Raw genomic sequence first — 26,232 nt, 5'->3', positions numbered from 1 at the left:
TGGCGCGGGGCCCCGGCCTCTCTATGGTGCGGCCGGTGACAACGGGCCGCTTCGGCCGGACAAGGCGGGAGCGGGCGATGGATGGCGGCGCGACGGGGTTCAAGTCGGATATCGAGATCGCGCGAGCGGCGAAAAAGCGGCCGATCCGCGAGATCGGCGCGCGGCTCGGCATCCCCGAGGAGCATCTCGTCCCCTACGGCCACGACAAGGCCAAGGTCTCCGCCGCCTTCATCGAAGGTCTGGCCGAACGCCCCGACGGCAAGCTGATCCTCGTCACCGCCGTCAATCCGACGCCGGCGGGGGAGGGCAAGACGACGACCACGGTCGGTCTCGGCGACGGGCTGAACCGCATCGGCAAGCGCGCCGCGATCTGCATCCGCGAGGCCTCCCTCGGCCCCTGCTTCGGCGTCAAGGGCGGCGCGGCCGGCGGCGGCTATGCGCAGGTGATCCCGATGGAGGACATGAACCTCCACTTCACCGGCGATTTCCACGCCATCACGAGCGCTCACAACCTTCTCTCCGCCCTTCTCGACAATCACGTCTACTGGGGCAACGAGCAGAGGATCGACACGCGCCGCGTCGTCTGGCGCCGCGTCATGGACATGAACGACCGCTCGCTGCGCCAGATCGTCTCCTCGCTCGGCGGCGTCGCCAACGGCTATCCGCGCGAGACCGGTTTCGACATCACGGTCGCCTCCGAGGTCATGGCGATCCTCTGCCTCGCGACCGACCTGGAAGACCTCGAGCGGCGCCTGGGCGCCATCGTGGTGGCGACGCGCGTCGACAAGAGCCCGGTCTTCGCTCGCGACATCCAGGCGGACGGCGCGATGGCCGTGCTCCTGAAGGACGCGATGCAGCCGAACCTCGTGCAGACGCTGGAGAACAACCCCGCCTTCGTGCATGGCGGGCCCTTCGCCAACATCGCCCATGGCTGCAACTCGGTGGTCTCCACGAAAACGGCGCTGAAGCTCGCCGACTACGTCGTCACCGAAGCCGGCTTCGGGGCCGATCTCGGGGCGGAAAAGTTCTTCGACATCAAGTGCCGCGTCGCGGATTTGTCGCCGGCCGCCTGCGTCGTCGTCGCGACGGTGCGCTCGATGAAGATGAACGGCGGCGTCGCGAAGGAGGCGCTCGGCGCGGAGGATGTCGCGGCGGTGACGCGCGGCTGCGCCAATCTCGGCCGGCACATCGAGAACATCCGGCTCTTCGGCGTGCCCGTCATCGTCGCCGTCAACCACTTCTCCTCCGACACGCCGGCCGAGATCGAGGCGGTGAAGGCCTATGTCGCCGGCCATGGCGCGGAGGCCGTCCTCTGCCGCCACTGGGCCGAGGGCTCCGCCGGCATCGAGGAACTCGCCCACAAGGTCGCCGCGCTCGCCGATGGCGGCACCGCGCGCTTCGAGCCGATCTACCCGTCGAAGATGAGCCTCTTCCACAAGATCGAGACGGTGGTGAAGCGCATCTATCGCGGCTCCGCCGTCACGATGGAGCGCGGCACGCTGCAGCAGCTCGCCGATTTCGAGGCGCTCGGCTATGGCGATCTGCCCGTCTGCATGGCGAAGACGCAATATTCCTTCTCGACCGACCCGACTCTTCGCGGCGCCCCGGACGGCCATGTCGTCCATGTCCGCGAGGTCCGCCTCTCCGCCGGCGCCGGCTTCGTCGTCGCCATCTGCGGGGAGATCATGACCATGCCGGGCCTGCCCCGCGAGCCCTCCGCCAATCGCATCCATCTGAACGAGGACGGCGCGATCGAGGGCCTGTTCTGATGCCGGAATGAAAAAGGCCCATCCCGGAAGCCGGGATGGGCCTTCCGCGTCGAACCTCTGCGATCCGTTCAGAAGTCGGCCCATTCCTCGCTGGCCGTCTCCGCCTTGCGGGCCGCGCCCGTCGTGCCGACCGTCCGCATCTGGGCGACGGGGGCCGCCCGGCGCGGTGCGGACTTCGCGTCCCGTGCCGACGGGGCCTTTTGAGCATGGGTGGTGCGGAAGCGCCCGACGATGGTGGCGAGTTCGTTGGTCTCGGTCGAGAGCGTCTGGGCGGCGGCCGTCGTCTCTTCGACCATGGCGGCGTTCTGCTGCGTGACCTTGTCCATGTTGTCGGCGGCCATCGAGACCTCCTTCAGCCCGAGCGCCTGTTCGCGGGCGGACCGGGCCATCTGCGTGATGACGTTCGTCACGTCTCCGATCTGGCTGACGATCTGCTCGAGGCTCTGGCCGGAGGCGGAGACGAGTTCGACGCCCTGGCCGACCTGAGCCGTCGAGGCGGCGATCAGGCCCTTGATCTCCTTGGCGGCTTCCGCCGAACGCTGGGCGAGGCCACGCACCTCCTGGGCGACGACAGCAAAACCCCGTCCCGCCTCGCCGGCGCGCGCCGCCTCGACGCCCGCGTTGAGCGCGAGAAGATTGGTCTGGAAGGCGATCTCGTCGATGACGCCGATGATCTGGCTGATCTTGTTGGAGGAGGTCTCGATCTCCGCCATGGCCGCAACGGCACGGGCAACGACGTCGCCGCCCTTCTTGGCTTCCGTTTGCGCCGACAGGGACGCGGTCCTCGCATCGTCGGCACTTTGCGCGGTCCGCCCGACGCCCGCCGTGACCTGCGACAGGGCGGCCACGGTCTCCTCCAGGCTCGCCGCCTGCTGCTCCGTGCGCTGCGACAGATCGCCGGCGGCGATCGTGATCTCCGCAAGGCCCGTGCGCATCGTGCCGACCGCGGAGACGACGGAGCCGATCGTATCCTCGAGCTGCGCGATCGAGGTGTTGAACTTGACGCGGATCGGCTCGAAGTCGGCGGCGACGGCGCCATTCATCCGAACGGTCAGATCGCCGGCGGAAAGGGCGTCGAATCCGGCCTCGACGTGATGGACGAAGATCCGGAGGTCTTCCGCCTTCGCCGTGTCGATCGCGGACTGGCGCTGCCGGCTGGCCGCCTGCGCGGTCTGTGCGGCGACGGCGTCCTCCTCCAGCTTCTGCTTCTGGACGGCGGCGTCCTTGAACACCTGCACCGCGCGTCCCATCGCGCCGACCTCGTCGCCGCGATCGAGGCCTTCGATCGGCGACTGGATGTCGCCTTCGGCCAGCGCCTTCATTCTCATGCGCAGCCGTCCCATGGGTGCCGTGATGCCGGCCTGGGTGATGTAGATGGACAAGATTAGGCTGGCGACCATGCCGAGCAGGATTCCCACGGCGCTGACGATGATCGTGAACGTGACGCTCTGGCTCAGCCGGTCCGTTTCCGAGATCATGAGCTGCGCCATGAAGTCGTTATGATCTTTCGTGTCCTTCGATATCTGCTGATTGATCGCGTCGGTCGCCGCGTTGATCTGGTCGGCCTCGGCCTTCCTGCCCGTCTTCAGAAGATCGAGCATCTGAATGTAGTTCGACTGGATGGTCGCGATCTTGCCGAGAATGTTGTCCAGGGCCGGCTTGCGGTACGCGACCATGTCTTCGACCTGCTGAAAACGGCCTGTCGCGATCTTGAAGTCGTTCCGGAATTTTTCGTCGAGATCGCGATACTCGGCACTGTCGCTGTCGAGGGTGGTCATGCGGCCGACTCGCGCGACGGCTGTCCAGATGCCGGCAGACGCGCGAGCTCCGAGCAGTGCCGCTTGGCTTTCATGCGTGATGAAGTCGTAATACTGGTTGTTCGTCTCGTTGAAGCGCATCGTCATGTAGAAAATGCCGATGGTAAACGTGATCGATACCGCAAACAGCGCGCAAAGGATCTTCGACCGGATCGTGATCTTCGACAGCATGGAAGTGTCCTGGGGTTTGCAAGGGAGCAGATGCGGTGGTGATACGTGATCTCTTCACCAATTCGGCATCCGGATCGGGTCACACATGCAAAGACTGAGCAAAAAGGGTTTCGCATGCGTTAATCTGAAACTATTCCGTTCGTTTTTAGTCTTCGAAATCGTCGTTATTATATAATTCTCAAGTACTATATGGAATGCGAACGGCAGCAAGGGCTCGTCTCGATCTGCCTGATCTGGAACCGGAACTGCGCGGACCGGAACTGCGCAGGAAGTCTCGTTGGTCGGGATCGCTCGACATCGATGGCCCGGGGCCCGCTCCGATATGGCGACACCCGAGACGGTCGAATGGCCGACCGGCTTGGTCGCTCGAATCGAGAAGGCCCCTGCCGTCGTCCGAGCGTTTCGTCCGCGCCCTACGATCGGCCGGGCAGGGCCTCGTCGCAGAACGTATCGGCCCGCAGGGTGAGCGGGCGCCAGTCGAGCGGCCCGCCGAAGAGCGCGCCGGCCAGCGTGCCGTCGAGCGCGGTGTAGCGGGGGCGGGCCACCGCGTCGCCGAACTCCGCCATGGAAACGCGCCGAAGCGTCGGGGCGCGCCGTCCGGCGGCCTCGATCGCGGCAAACGCCGTCGCGACCCAGTCGGCGCGCGAGACGGCCGGCGAACCCGCCAGGTGCAGGATCGGCGGAATCGCGTCGCCCGCGGCCATCCGCGCGGCGAGGTCGAGAAGCCTTTCCGCGACGGCGAGGATCGGCGTCGGCGATCCCACCTGGTCGTGCGTGACGCGGACGGTGTCGCTTCCACCCTGCAGGAGCCGCGCGATGAAGTCCTGGCGGTCTCCGAACAGCCAGGCGACGCGGGCGATGCAGGTGCCGGGGCCCGCGTCCAGAACATGGGCCTCGCCGTCGGCCTTGACGCGGCCATAGGCGTTGACGGGCGACACGGGATCGCTCTCGCGCCGCAAGCGGTCGGGCTCGCCGCCGAAGACGTAGTCCGTCGAGATGTGGATGAAGGGGACGCCGGCGCGGCGGCAGGCCTGCGCCAGATGGCCGGGCGCGATCGCGTTGACGAGCCGCGCCCGCTCCGGGTCCGCGTCCGAGGCGTCGACGCCGACGATCGCCGCGTTGATCACGGCATCGGGCCGCAGGCGCTCGAGGGCGGCTTGAAAGGCGGATGCCTCCGTGATGTCGAGATCCGATCTCGAAAGCCCCTGCACGGCCGGGCCGCCGGCAAGCGACAGGGCCCGCCCGAGGCGACCCTTGCCGCCGGCCACGAGGACCCTCATGCGCATTCCTTTCCCGCAAGGCGGCATGGGGCGGACCCGCCGCCGGCTCGCGGGCGGTCCACCCCGCATCGACGATCCCGCGCAGACCCGGCCGCCCCGACGCGCAAGGGGGGTGACCGTCCCCGCTCGGCTTAGAGTTTGTCAGGGATCAGTGGGAACCGGTTATCCCGAAAAGATAAACGACAACAAAGGAAGCTAGAGTCTGTCTGGTTCGGCATGAACCTGACGGGCTCTAGGTCGCCTGTCCCGGCTTCATCGGCAGGAACTGGTAGGCGCAGGTCTCCGTCAGCGTCTTGTCGCCCTGCGCGATGTAGACGCGCAGCTCCACCGGATCGGTGCCTTCCGCGGTGATGTCGAACGTGGCGCGCCAGGCCGTGCCGACCTTCAGCGAATAGCAGTCGAGCTTGGAGATCTCGCCGCGCGAGGCCGTGGCGATGGCCTTCACGTCCTTGGCCTCGCGCGAGAGCGCGGCGATGGCGCCGTCGTCGAAGTCGATCGCGAGCTTCGTCGTGCCCTTCGGGCGGGGCTGGCCCGGAATGCCGCCGCGCCCGAGGCGCGTGGCGACGACGCGGCCCAGCGCGACGTCCCGCGGCGCCTCGTTGGCCCAGGTCATGACGTAGTCGTAGGCGAGGGCATCGCCCTTCTTCGTCGGGTTCGTGGAGACCCAGTAGGCCGCGATATTGTCGTGGATCTCGTCGTCGGTCGGGATCTCGACCAACTGCACGCCGCCCGGCCCCCAGGCGTTCTTCGGCTGGACCCAGACGCTGGCGCGCCGGTCGTAGAAGACGCCGTCGTCCTGGTAGTGGTCGAAGTTGCGGTCGCGCTGCAGAAGGCCGTAGCCCTTCGGGTCGGCGCCGGAAAAGGTCGAGGTCATCACCGCGTCGGGATTGTTCAACGGGCGCCAGATACGCTCGCCCGAGCCCGACCAGATCGACAGGCCGTCGGAATCGTGCACCTCCGGGCGCCAGTCGAAGCGCCGGATCTTGTCGGTCTCCGAGAACCAGAACATCGAGGTCAGCGCCGCGATGCCGAGCCGCTCGATATCCTCGCGCACGAAGAAGCGGTTCGTCACGTCCATGACGATCGGCCCGTTGCGCGCGATGTCCATGCGGATGGCGCCGGCAATGCGCGGCCCGTTCATCAGCGCGTTGACGACGAGCGTGCCCGATGCGGAATGTTCGAGATAGAAGGCGGTGAAGCGCGGAAACTCCTCCGGCCGGGGCAGCGCGACGTCGATCGCCACCGCCCGCGCCGACATGCCGAACTGGTTGGATTCGCCCGAGGTGCGGAAATAGGCGCCGCCGAGAAAGGCGATCCAGTCGCGCTCCGAGCCGGGCTCCAGCACGCGAAAGCCCGCAAAGCCGACATCCTTCGGCAGTTCGCGCGCGGGACTGTCGGAGGGCATCTCGAAGAGGCCGGGATCGTAGACGACCTCGCGCGACTGGCCGCCCTCGACGACCGAGATCGTGACGGGCAGCTGGAAGTAGCGGCCGAGATGGAACATGCGCACCGGCGCCTGTCCGCCCGGCACGTCCAGCGTCTGGTCCGGCCGGTACTTGATCTTCCAATGCGCGTCGAAGTCGATGCGGTCGAGCACGGCCGGATTGACGGAGACCTCCGGCACGTAGGGCTTGGCGGCGAGCGCGCGCGCCTCTTCGACGAGCGCGTCGAAGGAGAAGGGCTTGGCCGGCTTGAAGGAGAGCGTCGCGCCCGGCTCGGCGGCGTCGGCCGCGGCATGGGCGGCGGCTGGGCCGAGCCCGAGGGCGGCGAAGGCGAGGATGAGCTGGCGGCGATCGATCATGAACACCTTGTCCTTTCGAGGCTTCTGGCCTTCGGGAGCGGCCTTGGCCGAAGACGGACGGGCTGGGAGGCGGCGCATCGCGGGTGATTCCCGCCGCGGAGCCTTCATCACATGTCCGTTTCGACGGGCGATCCTCTCATCACGAAAGCGGGCGGATTTCAGACAGGCGGCAACGCAAATTGCAAGCCCCGAAAGCTAAGGCAGCCCTTTCGACGGCGACCCGCCGCAGACGCCGGGGAGGGGCTCGGCTAAGAAAGGCGCCTCTTCAACGGGAGACGAGCCATGGCCGAGACCCTCACCCTCTATACCCACCCCATGTCGCGCGGGCGCACCGTGCGCTGGATGCTGGAGGAGGTCGGCGCGCCCTACGAGACTGTGATCCTGGAGTTCGGCCGGACCATCCGCTCGCCGGACTATCTGGCCGTCAATCCGATGGGCAAGGTGCCCGCGATCCGTCACGGGGAGACGGTGGTGACGGAGGCCGCGGCGATCTGCGCCTATCTCGCCGATGCCTTTCCGGAGGCCGGCCTTGCCCCGGACCCGGCGGCGCGGGGTGCCTATTATCGCTGGCTCTTCTTCGCGGCCGGCCCGATCGAGGCGGCCGCCGTCAACCGGGCACTCGGCGTCGACGTGCCGGCGGAGAAGCGGCAGATGGTCGGCTACGGCTCGATGGACGCGGTGGTCGACACGCTGGAGGCCGCCGTCGCCGAGGCTGCGTCGGAGGGCGGCTATCTCGCGGGCGAGCGGTTCAGCGCGGCCGACGTCTATGTCGGGGCGAGCCTCGGCTGGATGATGCAGTTCGACATCTTCCCTCGCCGTCCCGCGTTCGCCGCCTACTGGGAGCGCATCAAGGACCGGCCGGCGGCGGTCCGGGCCCGCGCGGTCGACGACGGGCTGATCGCCGAGATGAAGGCCCGAGCCCGCTGAGGGCAGCGAACACTCCCGCGCGGCTTGCGCCGAAGGCCCCATTGCCCTTCGCGGCGTCTCGCGCTAACGGTTCTCGCCATGAGAACGATCACGCTCAACGGTCTTTGGTGGCAGGCTCGCTGACAAGCGGCCTTTGAGCGTATTTGCACGTGTTCGAAGAGAGGTCGCCCTGGGTTCATCCGGCGGCCTTTTTTATTGGGCGCGACCGGCCGGGCAGGGGCTGAGGAGAGACAGGCGATGACCCATGCGACTGCCCCCGGCGGGGCCGATCTTTACGTGACCGAAGGCGGCGTCACGATCACGCGCAGGCGCGAGAGCGTGCCCTATGCCGGCGCGATCGAGCCCTTCGTCGACAGGCTGGACACGCGCCGCGGCGCGGTCTTCTCGTCCAACTACGAATATCCCGGCCGCTACACGCGCTGGGACACGGCGATCGTCGACCCCCCGCTGATGATCACCTCGGTCGGCCGCTCCATGGCGATCGAGGCGCTGAACCCGCGCGGGCGCGTGCTGCTCGGCTTCGTCGCCGCGGCGCTGGAGGGCCACGAGGACATCGCCTCGAAGACCGTGGCCGAGGCGCGCATCGATATCGAGGTGAAGCTGCCCGACCGCGCCTTCACCGAGGAGGAGCGCTCGCGCATGCCGACCGTCTTCTCGGTCCTGCGCACGGTGGTCTCCCTGTTCAAGTCGGACGAGGACAGCGATCTCGGCCTCTACGGCGCCTTCGGCTACGATCTGGCCTTCCAGTTCGACCGGGTGGAGGAGACCCTGACGCGCGGCGCGGACCAGCGCGACATCGTGCTTTACCTCCCCGACGAGATCCTGATGGTGGATCACTATTCGGCCAAGGCCTATCTCGACCGCTACGAGTTCGAGAAGGGCGGTCTCACCACGGAAGGTCTCGAAGGCGGCGGGCCGGAGGCGCCCTTCTCGGCCTCGGACCGCATTCCGCCGCGCGGCGACCACAAGCCCGGCGAGTACGCCAAGCTCGTGAAGGCCGCCAAGGAGAAGTTCATGCGCGGCGACCTCTTCGAGGTCGTGCCCGGCCAGACCTTCTTCGAGCGCTGCGAGAACCCGCCTTCGGCCGTCTCGCGCAAGCTGAAGAGCCTCAACCCCTCGCCCTATTCCTTCTTCATCAATCTGGGACAGAACGAGTTCCTGATCGGCGCCTCGCCGGAAATGTTCGTGCGCGTCAACGGACGGCGCGTCGAGACCTGCCCGATCTCCGGCACCATCAAGCGCGGCGACGACGCCATTTCCGATTCCGAGCAGATCCTGAAACTTCTGAACTCAAAGAAGGACGAGTCCGAGCTGACCATGTGCTCGGATGTCGATCGCAACGACAAGAGCCGCGTCTGCGAGCCGGGCTCGGTGCGCGTCATCGGTCGGCGCCAGATCGAGATGTATTCGCGCCTCATCCACACGGTCGATCATATCGAGGGCCGTCTGCGCGAGGGCATGGACGCGTTCGACGCCTTCCTGTCGCATGCCTGGGCCGTGACCGTGACCGGGGCGCCGAAGCTCTGGGCCATGCGCTTCATCGAGAGACACGAGAAGAGCCCGCGCGCCTGGTATGGCGGGGCGGTCGGCATGATCCACTTCAACGGCGACATGAACACGGGCCTGACGCTGCGCACGATTCGCCTCAAGGACGGCATCGCTGAGGTGCGCGCCGGCGCGACGCTCCTCTACGATTCCAACCCCGAGGAGGAGGAGGCCGAGACCGAGCTGAAGGCCTCCGCCCTGATCTCGGCGATCCGCGAGGCCGGCGCTTCCAACACGGTGGCCGGGGAGCGGGCCGGCGCGCGCGTCGGCGAGGGCTTGAAGATCCTTCTCGTCGATCACGAGGACAGTTTCGTCCACACGCTCGCCAACTACTTCCGCCAGACCGGCGCGGCGGTGACGACGGTGCGCACGCCCGTGCCGCAGGAGATCTTCGATCGCGTCGCGCCCGATCTCGTCGTCCTGTCGCCGGGACCGGGCAATCCGACCGATTTCGACTGCAAGGGCACGATCGCCTCCGCCAGGGCCCGCGCCATCCCGATTTTCGGCGTCTGCCTCGGCCTCCAGGCGCTGGCGGAAGCCTATGGCGGAACGCTGCGCACGCTGCATGTGCCGGTGCACGGCAAGCCCTCGCGCATCCGCGTGTCGAAGCCGGGCATCATCTTCTCCGGCCTGCCGAGCGAGGTGACGGTCGGGCGCTATCACTCGATCTTCGCCGATCCGGTGCGCCTGTCGCGCGATTTCGAGGTGACGGCGGAGACCGAGGACGGCGTCGTCATGGCCTTCGAGCACAAGACGGAGCCGGTCGCGGCCGTGCAGTTCCACCCCGAAAGCATCATGAGCCTGGGAGGCGGCGCCGGCATGCGCATGATCGAGAACATCGTCGCCCATCTGCCGCGCCGCGCCCGCGTCAAGGCGGCCTGAGCGCCATGAAGAGGACGGACGCCCGCCACCCCGACGCGGCGCTGGTCACGCGCATCGCCATGGCATCGGTGGGCGTCGGCCTCGTCGTGCTCGCCATCAAGTCTGCCGCCTGGTGGGTCACGGGCTCCGTCGCGCTCTATTCGGACGCGCTGGAATCGATCGTCAACGTGGTCGCCGGCCTCGTCGCGCTCTGGGCGGTGACGGTCTCCTTCACCCCCGCCGACGACGACCACCCGTTCGGCCACACCAAGGCGGAGTACTTCTCCGCCGTGGTCGAGGGCGCGCTGATCATCGTCGCCGCGCTCCTCATCCTGCGCGAGGCCTGGTTCGCCTATCTGGAGCCGCGCGCCCTCGATGCTCCGATGCTCGGCATCGCGATCAACGGCGTGGCGACCGTCATCAACCTCCTCTGGGCGCAGTTCCTGATCCGCCAGGGCCGCGAGCGCCGTTCGCCCGCGCTGAGCGCCGACGGGCGCCACATCATGGCCGACGTCGTCACCTCCGTCGGCGTGCTCGCCGGCCTCGCGCTCGCCAGCGTCACCGGCTGGACGCTGCTCGACCCGATCATGGCCGCGCTCGTCGCCGTCAACATCCTGCGCGAAGGCTGGCACGTCGTCACCGCCTCGCTTTCCGGCCTCATGGATCAGGCGATGGACCCCGCCGCCGAGGAGCGCGCGCGGGCCCTGATCTCGCAGAACGCGAGCGGCGCGCTGGAAGTCCACGACGTCAAGACGCGCATCGCGGGACGCGCGACCTTCATCGAGTTCCACATGGTCGTGCCCGAACTCATGACGGTCGGCGCCGCCCACGACATCTGCGACCGCATCGAGGACGCGCTGAAGGCCGAGATCGAGAACGCCACCGTGCAGATCCATGTCGAGCCGGACAGCGAGATCAAACAGACGGGCGTGCCGATCGTCTGAGGACCCGCGAGGAAAGCCACCCGGTTTCGGCATGGCTGCGTCGCCGGTTTGTCGGGGCTCGAGGGCGAACGGTCGGGCAGGGGTCCGCGTTGAGCTTGCGCTCGCGGGCGTTGTCGCCCTCGCGAGCCGTTTGCGCCTTTCCTGCCGGACTGGCGCTTCAGGTTCGGGAACCCGCCGCCATGACGCAATCCATCGCCGATCTTCTCGTGGAAACGCTGGGCTCTGCCGGCGTGAAGCGCATCTGGGGCGTCACGGGCGACAGCCTGAATGCGATGAACGACAGCCTGCGCCGGATTGGCTCGATCGAATGGATGCATGTCCGCCATGAGGAGGTCGCCGCCTTCGCCGCCGGTGCCGAGGCCGCCGTCACCGGCGAGCTCGCAGTCTGCGCGGGGTCCTGCGGACCCGGAAATCTCCACCTCATCAACGGCCTCTTCGATTGCCAGCGCAACCATGTGCCGGTTCTCGCCATCGCCGCGCACATTCCGTCATCAGAGATCGGCCTCTCCTATTTCCAGGAAACGCATCCGACCGAGCTGTTCCGCGAGTGCTCCGACTTCTGCGAGATGGTTTCCGATCCTCGGCAGATGCCCGAAATCCTCCATCGTGCCATGCGCACGGCAATCGGCCGACGCGGTGTCGCCGTGCTTGTCATTCCCGGCGACGTCGCGTTGAAGCCGGCGCCCGCCGGCGCCCGGACCGACTGGCCGCGTCTCGTCGCTCCGCGCATCGTCCCCGACGAGACCGAGATCGGTCGGCTCGCGGCGATCCTCAACGCGTCGGAGGCCGTGACGCTGCTCTGTGGCGCCGGCTGCGCGGGCGCGCATGACGAGGTGGTGAAGCTGGCCGGCGCGCTCGGCGCGCCGATCGTCCATGCCTATCGCGGCAAGGAATGGGTGGAGTGGGACAATCCCTACGATGTCGGCATGACCGGCCTCATCGGCTTTTCCTCCGGCTATCACGCCATGATGGAGTGCGACACGCTCCTGATGCTCGGCACCGACTTCCCCTATCGCAACTTCTATCCCGAGAAGGCGCGGATCGTGCAGGTCGACATCGACCCCTCCGCCCTCGGCCGCCGGACGCAGCTGGACCTCGCCGTCCTCGGCGGCGTGAAGGAAACGGCGGCCGCGCTCCTGCCCAAGATCGGGCCCGGCCGCGACACGCGCTTCCTCGACACGGCCCGCCGCCACTATGCGCAGGCGCGCAAGAGCCTCGACGATCTCGCCACCGCCCGCGGCGAAGGCCAGCCGCTCCATCCGCAATTCGTGGCGAAGACGATCGACCGGCTGGCCGACGAGGACGCGATCTTCACCGCCGATGTCGGCACGCCCTCCGTCTGGGCCGCGCGCTATCTGACCATGAACGGCAAGCGCCGCCTGATCGGGTCGTTCAACCATGGCTCCATGGCCAACGCGATGCCGCAGGCGCTCGGCGCCAAGGCCGCCTTCCCGGACCGGCAGGTGGTCTCGCTCTCGGGCGACGGCGGGTTCACCATGCTGATGGGCGACATGCTGACGGCGGTTCAGATGAAGCTGCCGGTGAAGATCGTCGTCTTCGACAACGGCTCGCTCGGCTTCGTGGAAATGGAGATGAAGGCTGCCGGCTATCTCGACACGAACGTGGCGCTGACCAATCCCGATTTCGCCGCCATCGCGACATCGGCCGGCTTCAAGGGCATCTCCGTCACCTCCTCGGAGGAGCTGGAGCCGGCACTGCGGGAGGCCTTCGCCCATGACGGGCCTGCTCTCGTCTCGGTCAAGACGGCGCGGCAGGAGCTGTCGTTGCCGCCCAAGATCAAGGCCGAGCAGGCCAAGGGCTTCAGCCTCTACATGCTGCGCGCCATCATGAGCGGGCGCGGCGACGAGGTGGTGGAACTCGCCGCGACCAATCTCTTCCGCTGACGGAGCGATGGCGGGACGCCGACCGACTGCCGGCGCTCCCCCGCCTATTTCCGCTTGAACGCATCGGCGAGGGCTGCGCCGAAGCTGCCGGTCGATGCGGCAGGCGCCGGCTTGGGCGAGGCGGGCGCAGGACGGCGTGCATCCGGCCTGTCGCGCGGCGGCGCGGAGCGGGTCTCGCCGGGCTCGGTGCGCGACTTCATGGAGAGCGAGATCCGCTTGCGGGGAATGTCCACCTCCACGACGCGCACGCTGACGACCTGACCGACGCGCACCTTCTCGTTCGGGTCCTTCACGAACGTGTCCGAGAGCTGCGAGACGTGGACGAGCCCGTCCTGATGGACGCCGATATCGACGAAGGCGCCGAAGGCCGCGACGTTCGTCACCGTGCCCTCCAGCTGCATGCCCGGTCGAAGGTCCGAGATCGCGTTCACGCCCTCCGCGAAGGCCGCGGTGCGGAAGGCCGGGCGCGGGTCGCGGCCGGGCTTCTCCAGCTCGGCGATGATGTCGACGACGGTGGGCAAGCCGAACCCGTCGCCGACGAAGCGCTCGGGCGAGACGGTTCTCAGCGCGGACGGCTCGCGCATGACACTCGCCACATCCTTGCCGAGCGCGGCGACGATCTTGCGCGCGACCGGATAGGCTTCCGGGTGGACGGCGGAGGCGTCGAGCGGCTCCGTCCCGCCGGTGATGCGCAGGAAGCCGGCGCATTGCTCGAAGGCTTTCGGCCCGAGCCGCGGAACGTCGAGCAGCTTGCGCCGCGTCTTGAACGGGCCTTGCGCGTCGCGATGCGCGACGATGGCGCCGGCGAGCGACGGTCCGAGACCCGCGACGCGCGAGAGGAGCGCGGAGGAGGCGGTGTTGAGATCGACGCCGACCGCGTTCACCGCATCCTCCACCACCGCGTCGAGCGCCCGCGAGAGCTGGCCCTGGTCGACGTCGTGCTGATACTGGCCGACGCCGATCGCCTTGGGATCGACCTTGATCAGCTCCGAGAGAGGGTCCTGAAGCCGCCGCGCGATCGACACCGCGCCGCGAATCGACACGTCGACATCCGGCATCTCGCGCGAGGCGATCTCGGAGGCCGAGTAGACGGAGGCCCCGGCCTCGCTGACGATCGCCTTCACGGGCTTCTTGCCGGGCAGGGCGGCGATGACCTCGGCCGCCAGCTGCTCGGTCTCGCGGCTCGCCGTGCCGTTGCCGATGGCGACAAGCTCGATGCCGTGCTTCGCCATCAGGCCGGCCAGCGTCGCGGAGGCGCCCTTCACGTCGTTGCGCGGCTGGAAGGGATAGACCGTGGCGCTGTCGACATGGCGCCCGGTCGCGTCGATGACGGCGACCTTCACGCCCGTGCGGATGCCGGGATCGAGGCCCATCGTCGCCTTGGCGCCGGCGGGCGCGGCCAGGAGCAGGTCCTTCAGGTTGCGCGAGAAGACGCGGATCGCCTCCGTGTCCGCGCCCTCCTTCAGCGTCCCCATCATCTCGGAAGTGATGTGAGGCCGGATCTTCTGGCGCCAGGCCCAGCGCGCGACGCCGACGAGCCACTCGTCGGCCGCCGAGCCGCCGGCCGTGCGCACGCGCGAATGGCGCGCGACCATGGCCTCCACCGGCTTCACGGCGGACGTGTCCTCGGCATCCACCTCGATCTCGACGGAGACGACGCCCTCGTTCTGGGCCCGCAGAAGCGCCAGGACCCGGTGGCTCGGCGCCTTCGCGAAGGATTCCGTGTGGTCGAAATAGTCGGAGAACTTCGCGCCCTCCGTCTCCTTTCCGGCGACGACGCGCGCGCGAAGCTGCGCCTTGGCGACGAGGTGCCGCCTGATCTCGCCGACCAGCGCGGGGTTGTCGGCCATGGTCTCGGCGACGATGTCGCGCGCGCCCTCGAGCGCGGCCTTCGCGTCCGGCACGTCCGGCGTGACGAAATCCTTGGCGAGCGCGGCCGGATCGACCGTCCGGTCGGAGAGGATGCGCTCGGCCAGGGGGCCGAGGCCGCGCTCGCGGGCCGCGTCCGCCCGATTCCGGCGCTTCGGCCGATAGGGCAGATAGGCGTCCTCCAGCTCCACCCGCGTCGCCGCGCTCAGGAAGGCGTTCGCCAGCTGGTCAGTCAGCTTGCCCTGTTCGCGCACCGATTTCAGGATCGCCTCGCGCCGCGCCTCCAGCTCGCGCAGATAGACGAGCCGCGTCTCCAGCGCGCGCAACTGCACATCGTCGAGCCCGCCGGTGGCCTCCTTGCGGTAGCGCGCGACGAAGGGAACGGTCGCGCCCCCGTCGAGCAGCGCGACGGCGGCCGAGACCTGCTCGGCGCGCGCGCCGATTTCGCGGGCGATCGTCGTCTCGATCGTCGGGCGCGGGGTGCTCATGAATCTGTCCTCGTCGATTCGGATCTGTCGTCTCTCCTTCGCATATTCGGGAGAAAAGTGGCGCGCTTGGCTCCGCGCGCGGATTTTCGGGCGCGATCTGCGGCATCGCGGGCGAAAGCCGTGCCGCGTCCGATCATCGACGCGAGACGATCCGCCGCGTTCTCGCCAAGAAGCCGGCGCGTTGCTCTTGATCCATCGGGGCGAAACGTTAAATGCTCAATGGGTTGTCGGTAGATGCCGCGGATGTCTCGAACGTGCCGCCGGCGCGAGTGTCCAGAAGAACGATATGAGCCCTCTTCACACGCAAGACGACCGGGACCGCACGGAACAGGCAGCCCGCTACCTGATCGAGCAGCACGGCGAGAACGCGATCGCCGAGGCGGAGGCTGCAATCCGTCATGCTACCGAACTAAATGATCAGTCTGCCATTGAAGCCTTGACGGACATTCTAAGTCTTCTGAGGGAAACACGTTTGACGTGAATGCCTTGGGAAGGGTGAATGGGCGGAGAACGGGACGGGACGCGGCGCAGCCTCTCATCGCAGGAACTGGCTTGCCTCGAACTTCTGATGGCGGGAAAGACCAATAAGGAAATCGCCCGGGTGCTGGATCTCAGCCCGGCAACGGTCGCGTCCTATCTGAAATCGGTCTACCGCAAGCTCGGAACGCAGAGCCGCACGCATGCCGTCGCGGTCGCGATCCGCGAAGGTCTGATCGTCTTCAAGGACGACGAGGTCTGACGGAGAGGGGAGCCGCTTCACGGAGACGGGACGGCGTCTCCCGCGCCTATTCGCAGCGGATGGTCTGCGTGGCCTGATAGGTGCCTGCGCCGAAACTGCCCGATAGTTTCGTCGCCGTCAGGTCGAAGTCGAAACTGTAGGTGCCGTTCAGGATCACCAGCGAGAGAAGGTTCAGGAAGCTGGAGCTTCCCACTTGGCTGAACGTGCCGACCAGCGTGACATTGGTGTTGCCGGCGGGCGCGGAGCTGAAGCTCGAAGGGGTGCTGATCGACACCTGCATGCAGTTGAGCGGCAAGCCGATCAGGCAGAGCGCGCTCGGAAGCATGCCGCCCGCCGCCGCCGTGATGGAGGCCCGGCCCGCCGACCCGCCCGGATTCTTCGTGCTGAGTGTCGTCAGCGTCGCGTTCGGCTTCAGGACGCCGCCTGCCGTCACGTTGATCGTGCAACTGCCCGTCGTCGCCGCGAGCGCGCCCTGCGGATGGGCCGCGGCCAGAAGCGCCAGGACCAAGGCTGCCCGCCGGAGGCCTGCCGCCCCGAGCGCTCCCGGTGCCTGTCCGGGCGCCGCCCGTCGGGCGCGATCAGTAGAGCCCAAGCGGAGCCTCCTCCGGCACGGGAGCCTCGCGCGCGGCGACCTGCCGTGCGGCTCCGGGCGCCTTGGGAGCCGTCGGCCTGGCTGTGGCCTCCGGCTGGGGCCGGCTTTGCGCACCGGGCGACGCGATGCCCTCGCTCGACCATCCGTCGGCCGCCCAGCGGCCGGCTGCGCTCGGCGGCGAGGATGCGCCGGCCCCGCCGCCGGTTTCCGCCGAAAGGCCCATCTTCAGAAGCTTCAGCTCCAGCTGCAGGCGCTCCACTTCCAGCGCATAGAGCTTGGCGCAGTCGAGCCGCGAGGAGCGGGCGCCCAGCGGGATGACCACGCGGGCATAGGTGGCGACGTCGTCGCTGCCCCGCTGGCCGAGACTGTCCTTGATCGCGCCGACGTCGAGATAGGTGCCGGAGCCGCCGACGGCCGACCGGCAGGTCGTTCCGTCCGCCGCATGGACCTCGTCCTGGCCCTGGGGCAGCGTCACGCCCGGCAGGTTGAAGCCGCGGTCGCTGCGGTCGAGATAGACGAGGTCGTCCGCGCGCGCGGGGGCCGAAAGCGAGACGACGAGCAGGCCCGTTAGAAGGCCAGCTTCCTTCCAAGAAATTTGCCGCATATCTGGGTCCTGATGTTCGTCTGCTGGTTGGGAAAGGGGATGCTCTCGGTGCAGATTCGCACCTTCCGGTCGGTTCGACCGTCGAAGGGCACCATGACCGTCACACGGCGGGATGCGCCTCCCGCCAGCGAGAAGCTCTGCGGGCTGATCTCCGCCGGAACCTCGTAGAAGTCCTGGTCGTAGACGCGGACCTCGATCTTGATCCGCTCGGAATAGGGATTGCTCGGAAAGACCCGGACGGCGAAGCTGTCGGAAACGCTGCGGACCTCGCCGCGCATGGGCGTCATGGACTGCGCCCTCGCATCGCCTGCGATGGCGGCGGCCAGAAGGAGGCCGAGGGTCGCCCCCAGACGAGGCCCGAACGGAGGCCGCACGAGAGGAAGGACGCGACGAACGCCCATCGTCAGGGCTCGCAGCGCACGGTGACCGTCGCGCCGTAGGTGCCCGTGTGGAAGGCGGTGCCGCCCGCCTTCGTCGCGGTCAGGTTCACGGTGATGGCTCCCGTGCCGGGATTGGCGATGCTGGTGAGACCATTGGTGTCCGCGACGGTCTGGACGCCGGCAAGGCTGTAGGACGGCGCCCAGAGCGTGGTCGCCACGTCCGTCGGCGGCTGGATGGGCGAGGTCGCGGGATCGACGGTCAAGGTGACGTTGCCGGTCGTGTTGAGGTTCACGATGCCGGCGACGCCGCCGCTGTTCTTCGAGCTGAGGTTGCTGAGATTGGAGGAGGGCGCCAGCGTCCCCGCGCCGTTCTGAACGCTCAAAGAGCAGACGGAGGTGACGCTGCCGGTGAAGGTGACGCTCCCTATCGCGGCCTGCGCCACGCCGCAAAGCATCGTGGACGCCGCAAGGGCGCCGAAGAGTCTCGTGTTCATTCCGGGGGGTCCTGGTTGTGTTTTGCCAGGAAAGATTCACCCATCAAGATGGAACGAACCTTGTGAAATCAGACACTTGGCCGCATTCGAATGGGTGTGGAAGAAATCAGGCCTTGCCGATCGTAAGCCGATAGACATATCGGCCGGGAGGGCCGATTCGCGTGGGTTACGCTCCGCCCTTCGCCGGTGCTCCGCCATCGCCTGCGTCCCGTTCCTGCGCGAACCAGCGGCAGAGGTCGGTGAGGAAGCATTGCTCGCAATGCGGGCGGCGGGCGACGCAGATGGCCTTGCCGAACTGGATCAGCCAGAAATGCCCGTCGCGGCGCGCGAAGTCGGGGGCCTCCGCCTCCAGCTGGCGCGCGGTCTCGTCCGCGGTCTTCGCCTCCGTCAGCCCGGTGCGGTTGGAAACGCGGAAGACATGGGTGTCGACGGCGATCACGTCGGCGTCGAAGGTGAAGCTCATGACGATGTCGGCGCACTTGCGCCCGACGCCCGGCAGCGACATCAGCTCCTCGCGCGTCTGCGGCACGATCCGCGCGTGCTCCGCGATCAGCGTCTCGCAGAGGCGGCGGATGTTGCGGGCCTTCATGTTGTAGAGCCCGCACGGCTTGATCGCCGCCGCGATCTCCGCCTCCGGCAGGGCCAGCATGTCGTCGGGCGTCTCGGCGAGGGCGAAGAGGCGCGTGGTCGCCAGCGCCGTGTTCGCATCCCGGCTCTGCGCCGAAAGCATGCAGGAGACGACGGAGCGGAAGGCGTCCGGCTGGTCCTTCGGCCCCTTGGCGGTCGCCGTGCGTCCGGGCATGTGCCGCGACAGGCGCCGGAACACCTCCGCCGCCTCGTCCGCCGTCAGCCGGCCGCGCGCTTTGCTCAAAGGTCGCCTCGTCTCATGACCGCGCGAGCACGCCTGCCTCCCAGCCGAGCATGGCGCGCTTGCGCGACAGGCCCCAGTGATAGCCGGTGAGGGCGCCGGACTTTCCGAGCACGCGATGGCAGGGCACGACGAAGGAGATCGGATTGCGCCCGACGGCGGCGCCGACCGCCCGCGCCGCCTTCGGCACGCCGATCGTCTCGGCGACCTGCGAATAGGTCGCCGCGCAGCCGACCGGAATGCGCAGCAGCGTCTGCCAGACGCGGATCTCGAAATCCGAGCCGATGAAGACCACGCGCAGGGGCCGGTCCGCCGCCCATTGCGCGGGATCGAAGGCCCGCGCGGCATAGGGCGCGACCATTGCCTCGTCCCGCCGGAAGCGCGCCTTCGGCCAGCGGCGGATCATGTCGTCGAGCGCCGCCCGGTCGCCCGCCTCCGTGCCGTCGGAAAAGCCGACGCCGGCGAGCCCGCGTTCGGTCGCCACGATGATCGCCCGGCCGAAGGGCGAGGGGGTGAAGCCGTAGGCGAGATCGATGCCCTCGCCCTTGGCCTTGTAGAGGCCGGGCGACATCGCCTCGTGCTTGACGAAGAGATCGTGCAGCCGCGAGGGGCCGGACAGGCCGACATCGAGGCTCGCATCGAGCAGCGAGGCGCCTTCCGCCAGAAGCGTGCGCGCCCGGTCGAGCGTGACCGCCTGGAGAAAGGCCTTCGGCGTCAGGCCCGCCCAGCGACGAAACAGCGAGTCCAGCTCGGCCGGCGGCAGGCCCGCGGCGTCGGCGACCTCGCCGAGCGAGGGCTGGCGCTGGTACTCCATGGAGATAAACTCGATCGCCCGGCGCACGGTCTCGTAGTCCGAGGAGGGCGCCAGCGGCGCGAGAGGAACGAGGTTCATGGATCGTGCCTCCGGGACGGCTGCGGTCGTGGCGGAGGCATGGGCGGTGGAGGCTTCGTCGAGCATCGTGGATCTCCTTCGGGGACGAGGAGAGCACGGTCTCCTCGACCGCCGCCACCCGGTTTTCCGCGCCGCTGCGGATCAGCGGCCCTTCGCCGTCAAAAGCGCGCGGTTGAAGGCGAGTGCGAAGCTCTCGCGATCGTCGGGATTGAGGAACGTGCCGATCTCCGTCGCGCGGCCCTCGCCGGCCACCGCCATGCGCGTGATCCCGATCTCCTCGTGCCGCTGCACCTGGAAGCGCGCCCAGAATGGATTGTAATGCACCTCGCGCACCGCTCCGTCCGGCGCGATCTTGCGGATGGAGAGATCGAGGCGCGAGATCTCCACCTCCTCGCGCGCCCGCGCCGAGCGGTAGCTGGCGCGAAAGGCGATGTAGACGAGCGCGACGTCGAGACCGAAGAAGCCGAAGACCGGCCAGGCGCCTTTCGCCACGAAGCCGAGGCCCGTCGCCAGACTGACCACGCCGAGAAAAAGCATCAGCACCTGGAAGCCGCGCTTGCCGAGCGAGCGGTAGGGCACGAGGAGCGCGCGGAAGATCGGCGTCTCCGCGCCCTGTTCCGGGGCCCCCGCCGTTTGAAGCCGGACCTGCTGATCCATATGCTCGCCCTCCATGCCGATCCGCGGAGACCTGTGTCGCCAGGGATCGAGAGATTCCAGGCGTCGAGGACGATAAGATGGCAGAAAAGGCTGAGACGGCGAAGGGCCCGGCCGCGGCAAAGCGAAGCGCAGGGCCGGGCCGCAAGGCCGCCGCCGAGCCGAAGGCGGGAAAACTTAGCGCTGTAAAGACGGGGACGACGAAGGCCGCCACCGTCGCGAAGGCGGTCGCGTCGCGCGCCGCGAAGATCGCGCCGAAGCTGCCCTACACGGCCGACGAGATCGCGGAGATATTCCGCCGCCTCGCCGTGCAGCGGCCGGACCCCAAGCCCGAACTCGAGCATGGCGACGCCTTCACGCTTCTCGTCGCCGTCGTCCTCTCCGCTCAGGCGACGGATACCGGGGTGAACCGCGCGACGCGCATCCTCTTTGCGCAGGCCTCGACGCCCCAGGCTATGGCGGAGCTCGGCGTGGAACGCATCGAGGACGCCATCCGCTCGCTCGGCCTCTATCGCAACAAGGCCAAGCACGTCGCCGCCCTCGCCAGGACCATCGTCGAAGAGCATGGCGGCGAGGTGCCGTCGTCGCGCGAGGCGCTGGAGGCGCTGCCCGGCGTCGGCCGCAAGACCGCGAATGTCGTGCTGAACGCGGCCTTCGGCGAGGAGACGCTGGCGGTCGACACGCACATTTTCCGCATCGGCAACCGGCTGAAGATCGCGCCCGGCCAGACGCCGGAGGCGGTGGAGCGGGCCTTCCTCGCCATCATTCCGCCAGCCTACCTGCGCAACGCCCACCACTGGATTCTGCTTCACGGCCGCTACGTCTGCAAGGCGCGCAAGCCCGATTGCGGGATCTGCGTCATCGCCGATCTCTGCAAGGCCGACGAGCGGTGGAACGCGGTTCCCGCTCCCCTGATCCCCCTGCCGCTCATGCCCTCCGGCCTCCAAGGCGCGCCGGAGGTCCGCGTCGCGGGTTAAACGCCTGCTGCCGGTGGCAGGGTCGTTGGGGGCGCAACGGGTTGAAGCGGCAGGCCGCCATCGGCGGCCGAGACGCGTTGATGGAGATGCACCATCAGCGCCGCCGCGAAGAGCGGCGTCAGAAGGTTCAGGATCGGCACGGCCAGGAAGCCGGCGATGACGATGCCGGCGAAGAACACCATGACCGAATGGCGGCCCCGGAATGCCTTGGCGTCCGGCTCCGTCCGGTAGCGAAGGGCCGCGAAGTCGAAGTACTCCCGACCCAGGAGGTAGCCGTTGACGAGCAGGAAGGCGACGACGTTGATTCCGGGCAGGATGAGCAGCGTGAAGGCGAGCAGATTGCCGAGGATCACGATGCCGAGGAACTTCACCGACATGACGAGCCCGGTGACGAAGGGCAGCGGGCGGCCGGGCGGCGTGCCCGGATAGCTGTCGCGCTCCACCACTTCCGCGACGTCGTCGAGGAAAAGCCCGGCGATGATGGCCGAGATCGGCGCGATCAGGAAGGCGAGGAGCACCGCGAGCGCCAGACCCGCCGCGAACCCGGCCGTGCCGTCCGCCCAGCTCGGCATGTCCGGCGCCCATTCGCCGAGATAGGGGACGACGACGTTCTCGAAGAGCGCCGTCACCGCGAACCACAGGACGATGAGCACGACGAGCGACAGGCCCAGCGATTTCCAGAGAGCAGCCCGGAACGGGGCCGAGAAGATGTCGCGGAAGGCAAGGCCGGCGGCGGCGAAGATCATGGGTTCGGTCTCCGAAATGCTGCATCGCAGATAAGCCGCGGACGGCGTCCGGCAATGGCTCCTTCCAGGGGACCTTGCATGTTGAAGCGCCGATCACGATCCCGCCAGCTCCCCTTTCGATCGCGGACCCGAGACCAAACCTCAGAGGCGACGCTTCATTCAATGGCGGGTGCTTCGGCGCGCGCCGATCACAGGAGACGCCCATGACGAAGACCATCCTCGCCGTCGCCCTCGGCCTCGCTTCCGTATCGACCAGCGCCTTCGCCTATGACGAGACGCTGGAGTCCAAGTCCGGTCCCCTGCAGGCCAAGACCTTCGCCGACGATCTCGACAAGCCCTGGGCGATGGAGTTCCTGCCGGACGGCTCGGTGATCGTCACCGAAAAGGGCGGGACGATGCGCCTCGTCTCCGCCTCGGGCGAGGTGGGCGAGCCGATCGCGGGCGTTCCCGAGGTCGCTTCCGGCGGACAGGGCGGCCTTCTCGACGTCGCGCTCGATCCGGGCTTCGCCGAGAACCGGCGTCTTTTCTTCACCTGGTCGGAGCCCGGCGAAGGCGGCAATTCGACGGCCGCCGCCTCGGCGAAACTCTCGGTCGACGGCACCTCGCTCGAAGGCGTCACGAAGATCTTCACCCAAATGCCGAAATACGACGGCAACAAGCATTTCGGCTCGCGCATCGTCTTCGACGGCGAAGGCCACATCTTCATCGGCCTCGGCGAGCGCTCGGACCAGCCGATCCGCAACCGCGCCAAAGACCTCGACAATCACCTCGGCAAGGTCGTGCGCCTGAACCTCGACGGCTCCGTGCCCTCCGACAATCCCTTCGTGAACCAGGCGGGCGCCATGCCGGAGATCTGGTCCTACGGCCACCGCAACATCCAGGGCGGCGCGCGCGATCCGGCGAGCGGCGAGATCTGGTTCAGCGAGCACGGGCCGAAGGGCGGCGACGAGGTGAACCGCATCGAGAAGGGCGCGAACTACGGCTGGGCCGAGGTCTCCTACGGCGTGAACTACGACGGCACGCCGGTCGGGACGGGCAAGGAAACCGCCGAGGGCGTGACCGACCCCGTTCACCACTGGACGCCCGTCATCGGCGCCTCCGGCATGGCCTTCTACGACGCCGACCTCGTTCCCTCCTGGAAAGGCTCGACCTTCCACGGCGGCCTCGCCACCGAAAATCTCGTCCGCCTCGAGATGAAGGGCAATGCGGTCGCCGGCGAGGAACGCTTCGATCTCGGCCAGCGCATCCGCGACGTGAAGCAAGGCCCGGACGGCGCCCTTTATGTCCTAGCCGAAGACATCGGCGAGATCATCCGCATCGCGCCTGCGGGAGCGGCGACCTCCGGCTGAGCGTCAGCCGACGGTCTTCCCGAGGATATTGCCGTCCACCGGGCTGGTGGCGGAGGGCTTCCATGGTCTTCGCCACGTGGCCGGCACGCCTCTTGGAAGGGTGCCGGTGTCACCGCCCCTTCCGGGCGGTCCAGACCTTGTGAACGGCCCCTTTGGGCTCGTCGAACTGCGACTGGATGGAGACGAAGCCGGCCTGCGCGAGGTGGTCGCGATAGCCGGCCTCGTCGAAGCTCGAATAGGAGAAGGCGACCCCGAACATCTCGCCCGTGACGGAGCCGTCGTCCGGGCCCGAGGTGAAGAGGAGCCGGCCGCCGGGAGCGAGCCAGCGGCCGAAACGCTCGATCATCGCCGCCTGATCGGGCTGGGAGAGGTGAAAAAGACTGTCCCAGGCGATGACGGCGTCCTGCGCGGAGGCCGGGTCGAAGCTCCGCATGTCGGCGAGAACCACCGGAACGTCCGGGTAGCGCTTTCGGAAAAGGGACAGCATCGCCGCCGAGCCGTCGAGACCGCTGACCGCGTGTCCCGCCTCGATCAGCCGGGCGATCCCGAGATGCCCGCTGCCGCAGCCGCAATCGAGAATGCGGGCGCCGGCGCCGAGTTCCTCCGCCAATGTCTCGAAGAAGGGCCATTCCCAGCGCTTGGGGCCGCGCTCCGCGTCGAACCTGTCCGCGATGCGGTCATATCCGGCGCTGGCGGGCGGGACGGCGGCCGAGCGCGTCATGGCAGCGAGAGAATGGCCTCCGCAAAGGCCTGCGGCGCCTCCTGCGGCATGTTGTGGCCGACGCCCTCGACGATCCGGCGCTCATAGGGGCCGGTGAAGTGCCGCTTGGCCGGATCGACGACCTTGATCGGACCCTCCACCCCGTCCATCGCGCCTTCCATGACGATGGTCGGCACGGATATGTCGGGCTGGGCGGACAGAAGGCTCTCGATCGCGAGGAGATCCGGGTCGCCGGCGACGAGCCCGAACCGATGGCGATAGGAGTGGATGACGACCTCCACGAAATCGGGATTGTCGAAGGCGGCGGCACTGTCGGCGAAGATCTTCTCGTCGAAGGCCCAGCTCGGAGACCAGAGCTGCCAGAGCAGGCGGCAGAGATCCCCGCGATGCGCCGCAAGACCCGCCCGCCCCCGTTCGGAGTGGAAATAATACTGATACCAGAGGCGGTGCTCGGTCGCCGGATCGGCGGGCTGGCCGGACGCCGCGATCTTCTGGATGTTGTAGCCGATGCCGCAGCTGACGAGGCCCCGGACGCGGCCCGGCCAGAGGGCCGCGACGATGCAGGCGGCCCGACCGCCCCAATCGTAGCCGCCGAGATGCGCGCTCTCGATGCCGAGCGCGTCGAGCAGCGCCAGGAGATCGGCCCCGAGCGCGGCCTGCTCACCGGAGCGCGGCGTCTCTGCCGACAGAAACCGCGTGTCGCCATAGCCGCGCAGGGAGGGCACGATGCACAGCCGCCCCTCGGCCGACAGCCTTGCCGCGACCGCGTCATAGGCGTGCATGTCGTAGGGAAAACCGTGCAGCAGGATCACGGGTTCGCCCGTCTCCGGGCCGCTCTCCTCGTAGGCGACGCTGAGAACGCCGGCCTCGACCGTCCGTCGCCTCGCGCGGCTGCCGCCGATGCTCGCCGTCATGCCGCGCTCCTCAGCCGTTCGCCCGCGATCCGGTAGGAGATCGCCTCGGCGAGATGGATGCGGCGGACCGTGTCGTCGCCGTCGAGATCGGCGAGGGTGCGCGCGACCTTGAGGATGCGGTGATAGGCCCGTGCCGAGAACTTCATCTGCTCGGCCGCGTCGCCGAGAAGCCGGGCACCCGCCGCGTCGGGCGCGGCCGCCGTCTCGATGATCGAAGCGGGGCAGGTGGCGTTGAGAATGGCGGCGTCGCCGCCGAGCCCCTTATAGCGCTCGGCCTGGACGGCGCGGGCGCGCTCCACCCGCGCCTTGACGACCGCCGAGCTTTCGGCCGCGGCCGGCCGGATCATGTCGAAGGCGGTGACGGCCGGAACGTCCACGCGCAGGTCGATCCGGTCCATCAGCGGGCCGGAAATGCGGGCCTGATAGTCGGAGACGCAGCGCGGCCCGCGCGCGCAGGTGTGGCCGGGCTCGCCCGCCATCCCGCAGCGGCAGGGATTCATGGCGGCGACCAGCTGGAAGCGCGCGGGATAGGTGACGCGATGGTTGGCCCGCGCGATGACGCTCTCGCCGTTCTCCAGCGGCTGGCGCAGCGAATCGAGGACCGCCGGCGAGAATTCGGGGAACTCGTCGAGGAAGAGGACGCCGCGATGGGCGAGCGAGACCTCGCCCGGCCGCGCCCGCAGGCCCCCGCCGACCATGGCCGCCATCGAGGCCGAGTGATGCGGCGCGCGGAAGGGCCGGCGGTCCGAGAGCTTGCCGCCGGCCAGCTCCCCCGCGATCGAGGCAATCATCGAGACTTCCAGAAGCTCGCGCGCCTGCAGCGCTGGCATGATGCCGGGAAGGCGCGCCGCCAGCATGGACTTGCCCGAGCCGGGCGGGCCGACCATCAGCATTGTGTGATACATAAAAAGACTGCGCTTCCGTTT

At 68.3% G+C, this 26,232-nt stretch carries 23 protein-coding genes and 1 pseudogene; 9 read left to right on the top strand and 15 right to left on the bottom strand.

What is annotated here, in order from left to right:
• Positions 1-77: 77 nt before the first annotated feature.
• Positions 78-1,769 carry a formate--tetrahydrofolate ligase gene (locus tag ASG62_RS09595; protein ID WP_056688355.1) on the top strand — a complete coding sequence of 564 codons (1,692 nt, stop codon included), beginning with the start codon at positions 78-80 and terminating at the stop codon, positions 1,767-1,769.
• A 68-nt stretch (positions 1,770-1,837) separates the two neighbouring features.
• On the opposite strand, the gene ASG62_RS09590 is transcribed toward ASG62_RS09595, so the two are convergent.
• From ASG62_RS09590 to ASG62_RS09580, 3 genes are all read right to left on the bottom strand, one after another.
• A complete protein-coding gene (locus ASG62_RS09590; protein WP_056688352.1) occupies positions 1,838-3,757 on the bottom strand; it encodes a methyl-accepting chemotaxis protein in 1,920 nt (639 codons plus the stop codon).
• A gap of 413 nt (positions 3,758-4,170) precedes the next feature.
• On the bottom strand, positions 4,171-5,037 hold the full coding sequence (locus ASG62_RS09585; protein WP_057180369.1) for an SDR family oxidoreductase: 867 nt from the start codon (positions 5,035-5,037) through the stop codon (positions 4,171-4,173).
• Positions 5,038-5,269: 232 nt separating this feature from the next.
• Positions 5,270-6,838, bottom strand: coding sequence for a glucan biosynthesis protein (locus ASG62_RS09580; protein ID WP_056689383.1), 1,569 nt, complete (start codon positions 6,836-6,838; stop codon positions 5,270-5,272).
• A gap of 282 nt (positions 6,839-7,120) precedes the next feature.
• Between ASG62_RS09580 and ASG62_RS09575 the strand changes: the two genes are divergently transcribed.
• The 4 genes from ASG62_RS09575 to poxB all read left to right on the top strand — a co-directional run bounded on the left by ASG62_RS09575 (position 7,121) and on the right by poxB (position 13,019).
• Positions 7,121-7,765 carry a glutathione S-transferase family protein gene (locus ASG62_RS09575; RefSeq protein ID WP_056688345.1) on the top strand — a complete coding sequence of 215 codons (645 nt, stop codon included), beginning with the start codon at positions 7,121-7,123 and terminating at the stop codon, positions 7,763-7,765.
• A gap of 237 nt (positions 7,766-8,002) precedes the next feature.
• Complete coding sequence (locus ASG62_RS09570; protein WP_056688343.1) at positions 8,003-10,192, top strand: anthranilate synthase; 2,190 nt, start codon at positions 8,003-8,005, stop codon at positions 10,190-10,192.
• A 5-nt stretch (positions 10,193-10,197) separates the two neighbouring features.
• Entirely contained in the window at positions 10,198-11,115 is a 918-nt protein-coding gene (locus ASG62_RS09565) for a cation diffusion facilitator family transporter (RefSeq protein WP_056688340.1), read from the top strand.
• Positions 11,116-11,294: 179 nt separating this feature from the next.
• Entirely contained in the window at positions 11,295-13,019 is a 1,725-nt protein-coding gene (gene poxB / locus ASG62_RS09560; RefSeq protein WP_056688337.1) for a ubiquinone-dependent pyruvate dehydrogenase, read from the top strand.
• Positions 13,020-13,063: 44 nt separating this feature from the next.
• Here poxB and ASG62_RS09555 read toward each other — a convergent pair whose 3' ends face one another.
• Complete coding sequence (locus ASG62_RS09555; protein ID WP_056688334.1) at positions 13,064-15,376, bottom strand: Tex family protein; 2,313 nt, start codon at positions 15,374-15,376, stop codon at positions 13,064-13,066.
• A gap of 286 nt (positions 15,377-15,662) precedes the next feature.
• On the opposite strand from ASG62_RS09555, the gene ASG62_RS09550 reads away from it, so the two are divergent.
• On the top strand, positions 15,663-15,857 hold the full coding sequence (locus ASG62_RS09550) for a hypothetical protein (RefSeq protein WP_056688330.1): 195 nt from the start codon (positions 15,663-15,665) through the stop codon (positions 15,855-15,857).
• Positions 15,858-15,875: 18 nt separating this feature from the next.
• Positions 15,876-16,115, top strand: coding sequence for a response regulator transcription factor (locus ASG62_RS09545; protein WP_056688325.1), 240 nt, complete (start codon positions 15,876-15,878; stop codon positions 16,113-16,115).
• Positions 16,116-16,161: 46 nt separating this feature from the next.
• Here ASG62_RS09545 and ASG62_RS09540 read toward each other — a convergent pair whose 3' ends face one another.
• The 7 genes from ASG62_RS09540 to ASG62_RS09510 form a co-directional block, all read right to left on the bottom strand.
• Positions 16,162-16,707, bottom strand: a complete 546-nt coding sequence (locus ASG62_RS09540; RefSeq protein WP_156382041.1) for a hypothetical protein — start codon at positions 16,705-16,707, stop codon at positions 16,162-16,164.
• Entirely contained in the window at positions 16,694-17,311 is a 618-nt protein-coding gene (locus ASG62_RS27175; protein WP_320409369.1) for a hypothetical protein, read from the bottom strand. Before ASG62_RS27175 ends, ASG62_RS09540 begins: the two co-directional genes overlap by 14 nt.
• A complete protein-coding gene (locus ASG62_RS09530) occupies positions 17,275-17,598 on the bottom strand; it encodes a hypothetical protein (protein ID WP_244487432.1) in 324 nt (107 codons plus the stop codon). Before ASG62_RS09530 ends, ASG62_RS27175 begins: the two co-directional genes overlap by 37 nt.
• A 116-nt stretch (positions 17,599-17,714) precedes the next feature.
• On the bottom strand, positions 17,715-18,185 hold the full coding sequence (locus ASG62_RS09525) for a hypothetical protein (protein WP_056688314.1): 471 nt from the start codon (positions 18,183-18,185) through the stop codon (positions 17,715-17,717).
• 166 nt (positions 18,186-18,351) lie between these two features.
• On the bottom strand, positions 18,352-19,056 hold the full coding sequence (locus ASG62_RS09520; RefSeq protein WP_244487431.1) for an endonuclease III domain-containing protein: 705 nt from the start codon (positions 19,054-19,056) through the stop codon (positions 18,352-18,354).
• 13 nt (positions 19,057-19,069) lie between these two features.
• Positions 19,070-19,945 carry a bifunctional helix-turn-helix domain-containing protein/methylated-DNA--[protein]-cysteine S-methyltransferase gene (locus ASG62_RS09515; protein ID WP_056689379.1) on the bottom strand — a complete coding sequence of 292 codons (876 nt, stop codon included), beginning with the start codon at positions 19,943-19,945 and terminating at the stop codon, positions 19,070-19,072.
• 141 nt (positions 19,946-20,086) lie between these two features.
• Positions 20,087-20,602 (bottom strand): DUF2244 domain-containing protein, encoded by a 516-nt coding sequence (locus ASG62_RS09510; RefSeq protein ID WP_056689377.1) that lies wholly within the window; start codon positions 20,600-20,602, stop codon positions 20,087-20,089.
• Positions 20,603-20,679: 77 nt separating this feature from the next.
• Here ASG62_RS09510 and nth point away from each other — a divergent pair, with 77 nt between their 5' ends.
• The gene (nth, locus tag ASG62_RS09505) at positions 20,680-21,576 is read left to right on the top strand and encodes an endonuclease III (RefSeq protein ID WP_082536883.1); all 897 of its coding nucleotides are present in this window, start codon (positions 20,680-20,682) and stop codon (positions 21,574-21,576) included.
• Here nth and ASG62_RS09500 read toward each other — a convergent pair.
• Entirely contained in the window at positions 21,573-22,322 is a 750-nt protein-coding gene (locus ASG62_RS09500; RefSeq protein ID WP_056688311.1) for a sulfate transporter family protein, read from the bottom strand. The two genes, nth and ASG62_RS09500, sit on opposite strands and share 4 nt — an antisense overlap.
• 203 nt (positions 22,323-22,525) lie before the next feature.
• Between ASG62_RS09500 and ASG62_RS09495 the strand changes: the two genes are divergently transcribed.
• On the top strand, positions 22,526-23,671 hold the full coding sequence (locus tag ASG62_RS09495) for a PQQ-dependent sugar dehydrogenase (RefSeq protein WP_056688308.1): 1,146 nt from the start codon (positions 22,526-22,528) through the stop codon (positions 23,669-23,671).
• A 109-nt stretch (positions 23,672-23,780) separates the two neighbouring features.
• On the opposite strand, the gene ASG62_RS09490 is transcribed toward ASG62_RS09495, so the two are convergent.
• The 3 genes and pseudogenes from ASG62_RS09490 to ASG62_RS09480 form a co-directional block, all read right to left on the bottom strand.
• Positions 23,781-24,392 carry a class I SAM-dependent methyltransferase gene (locus tag ASG62_RS09490; protein WP_056688303.1) on the bottom strand — a complete coding sequence of 204 codons (612 nt, stop codon included), beginning with the start codon at positions 24,390-24,392 and terminating at the stop codon, positions 23,781-23,783.
• Complete coding sequence (locus ASG62_RS09485; protein WP_056688300.1) at positions 24,389-25,306, bottom strand: alpha/beta fold hydrolase; 918 nt, start codon at positions 25,304-25,306, stop codon at positions 24,389-24,391. The genes ASG62_RS09490 and ASG62_RS09485 overlap by 4 nt, the downstream gene beginning before the upstream one ends.
• Positions 25,303-26,205, bottom strand: a pseudogene (locus ASG62_RS09480) (YifB family Mg chelatase-like AAA ATPase); the annotation flags it as partial. The pseudogene ASG62_RS09480 and the gene ASG62_RS09485, both read right to left, overlap by 4 nt.
• Positions 26,206-26,232 lie beyond the last annotated feature (27 nt).

The sequence above is a fragment of the Aureimonas sp. Leaf427 genome (assembly GCF_001425485.1).
GTDB lineage: Bacteria > Pseudomonadota > Alphaproteobacteria > Rhizobiales > Rhizobiaceae > Plantimonas.
The sequence above is the reverse complement of the archived record's forward strand: the minus strand, read 5'-3'. Positions and strand labels throughout refer to the sequence as shown.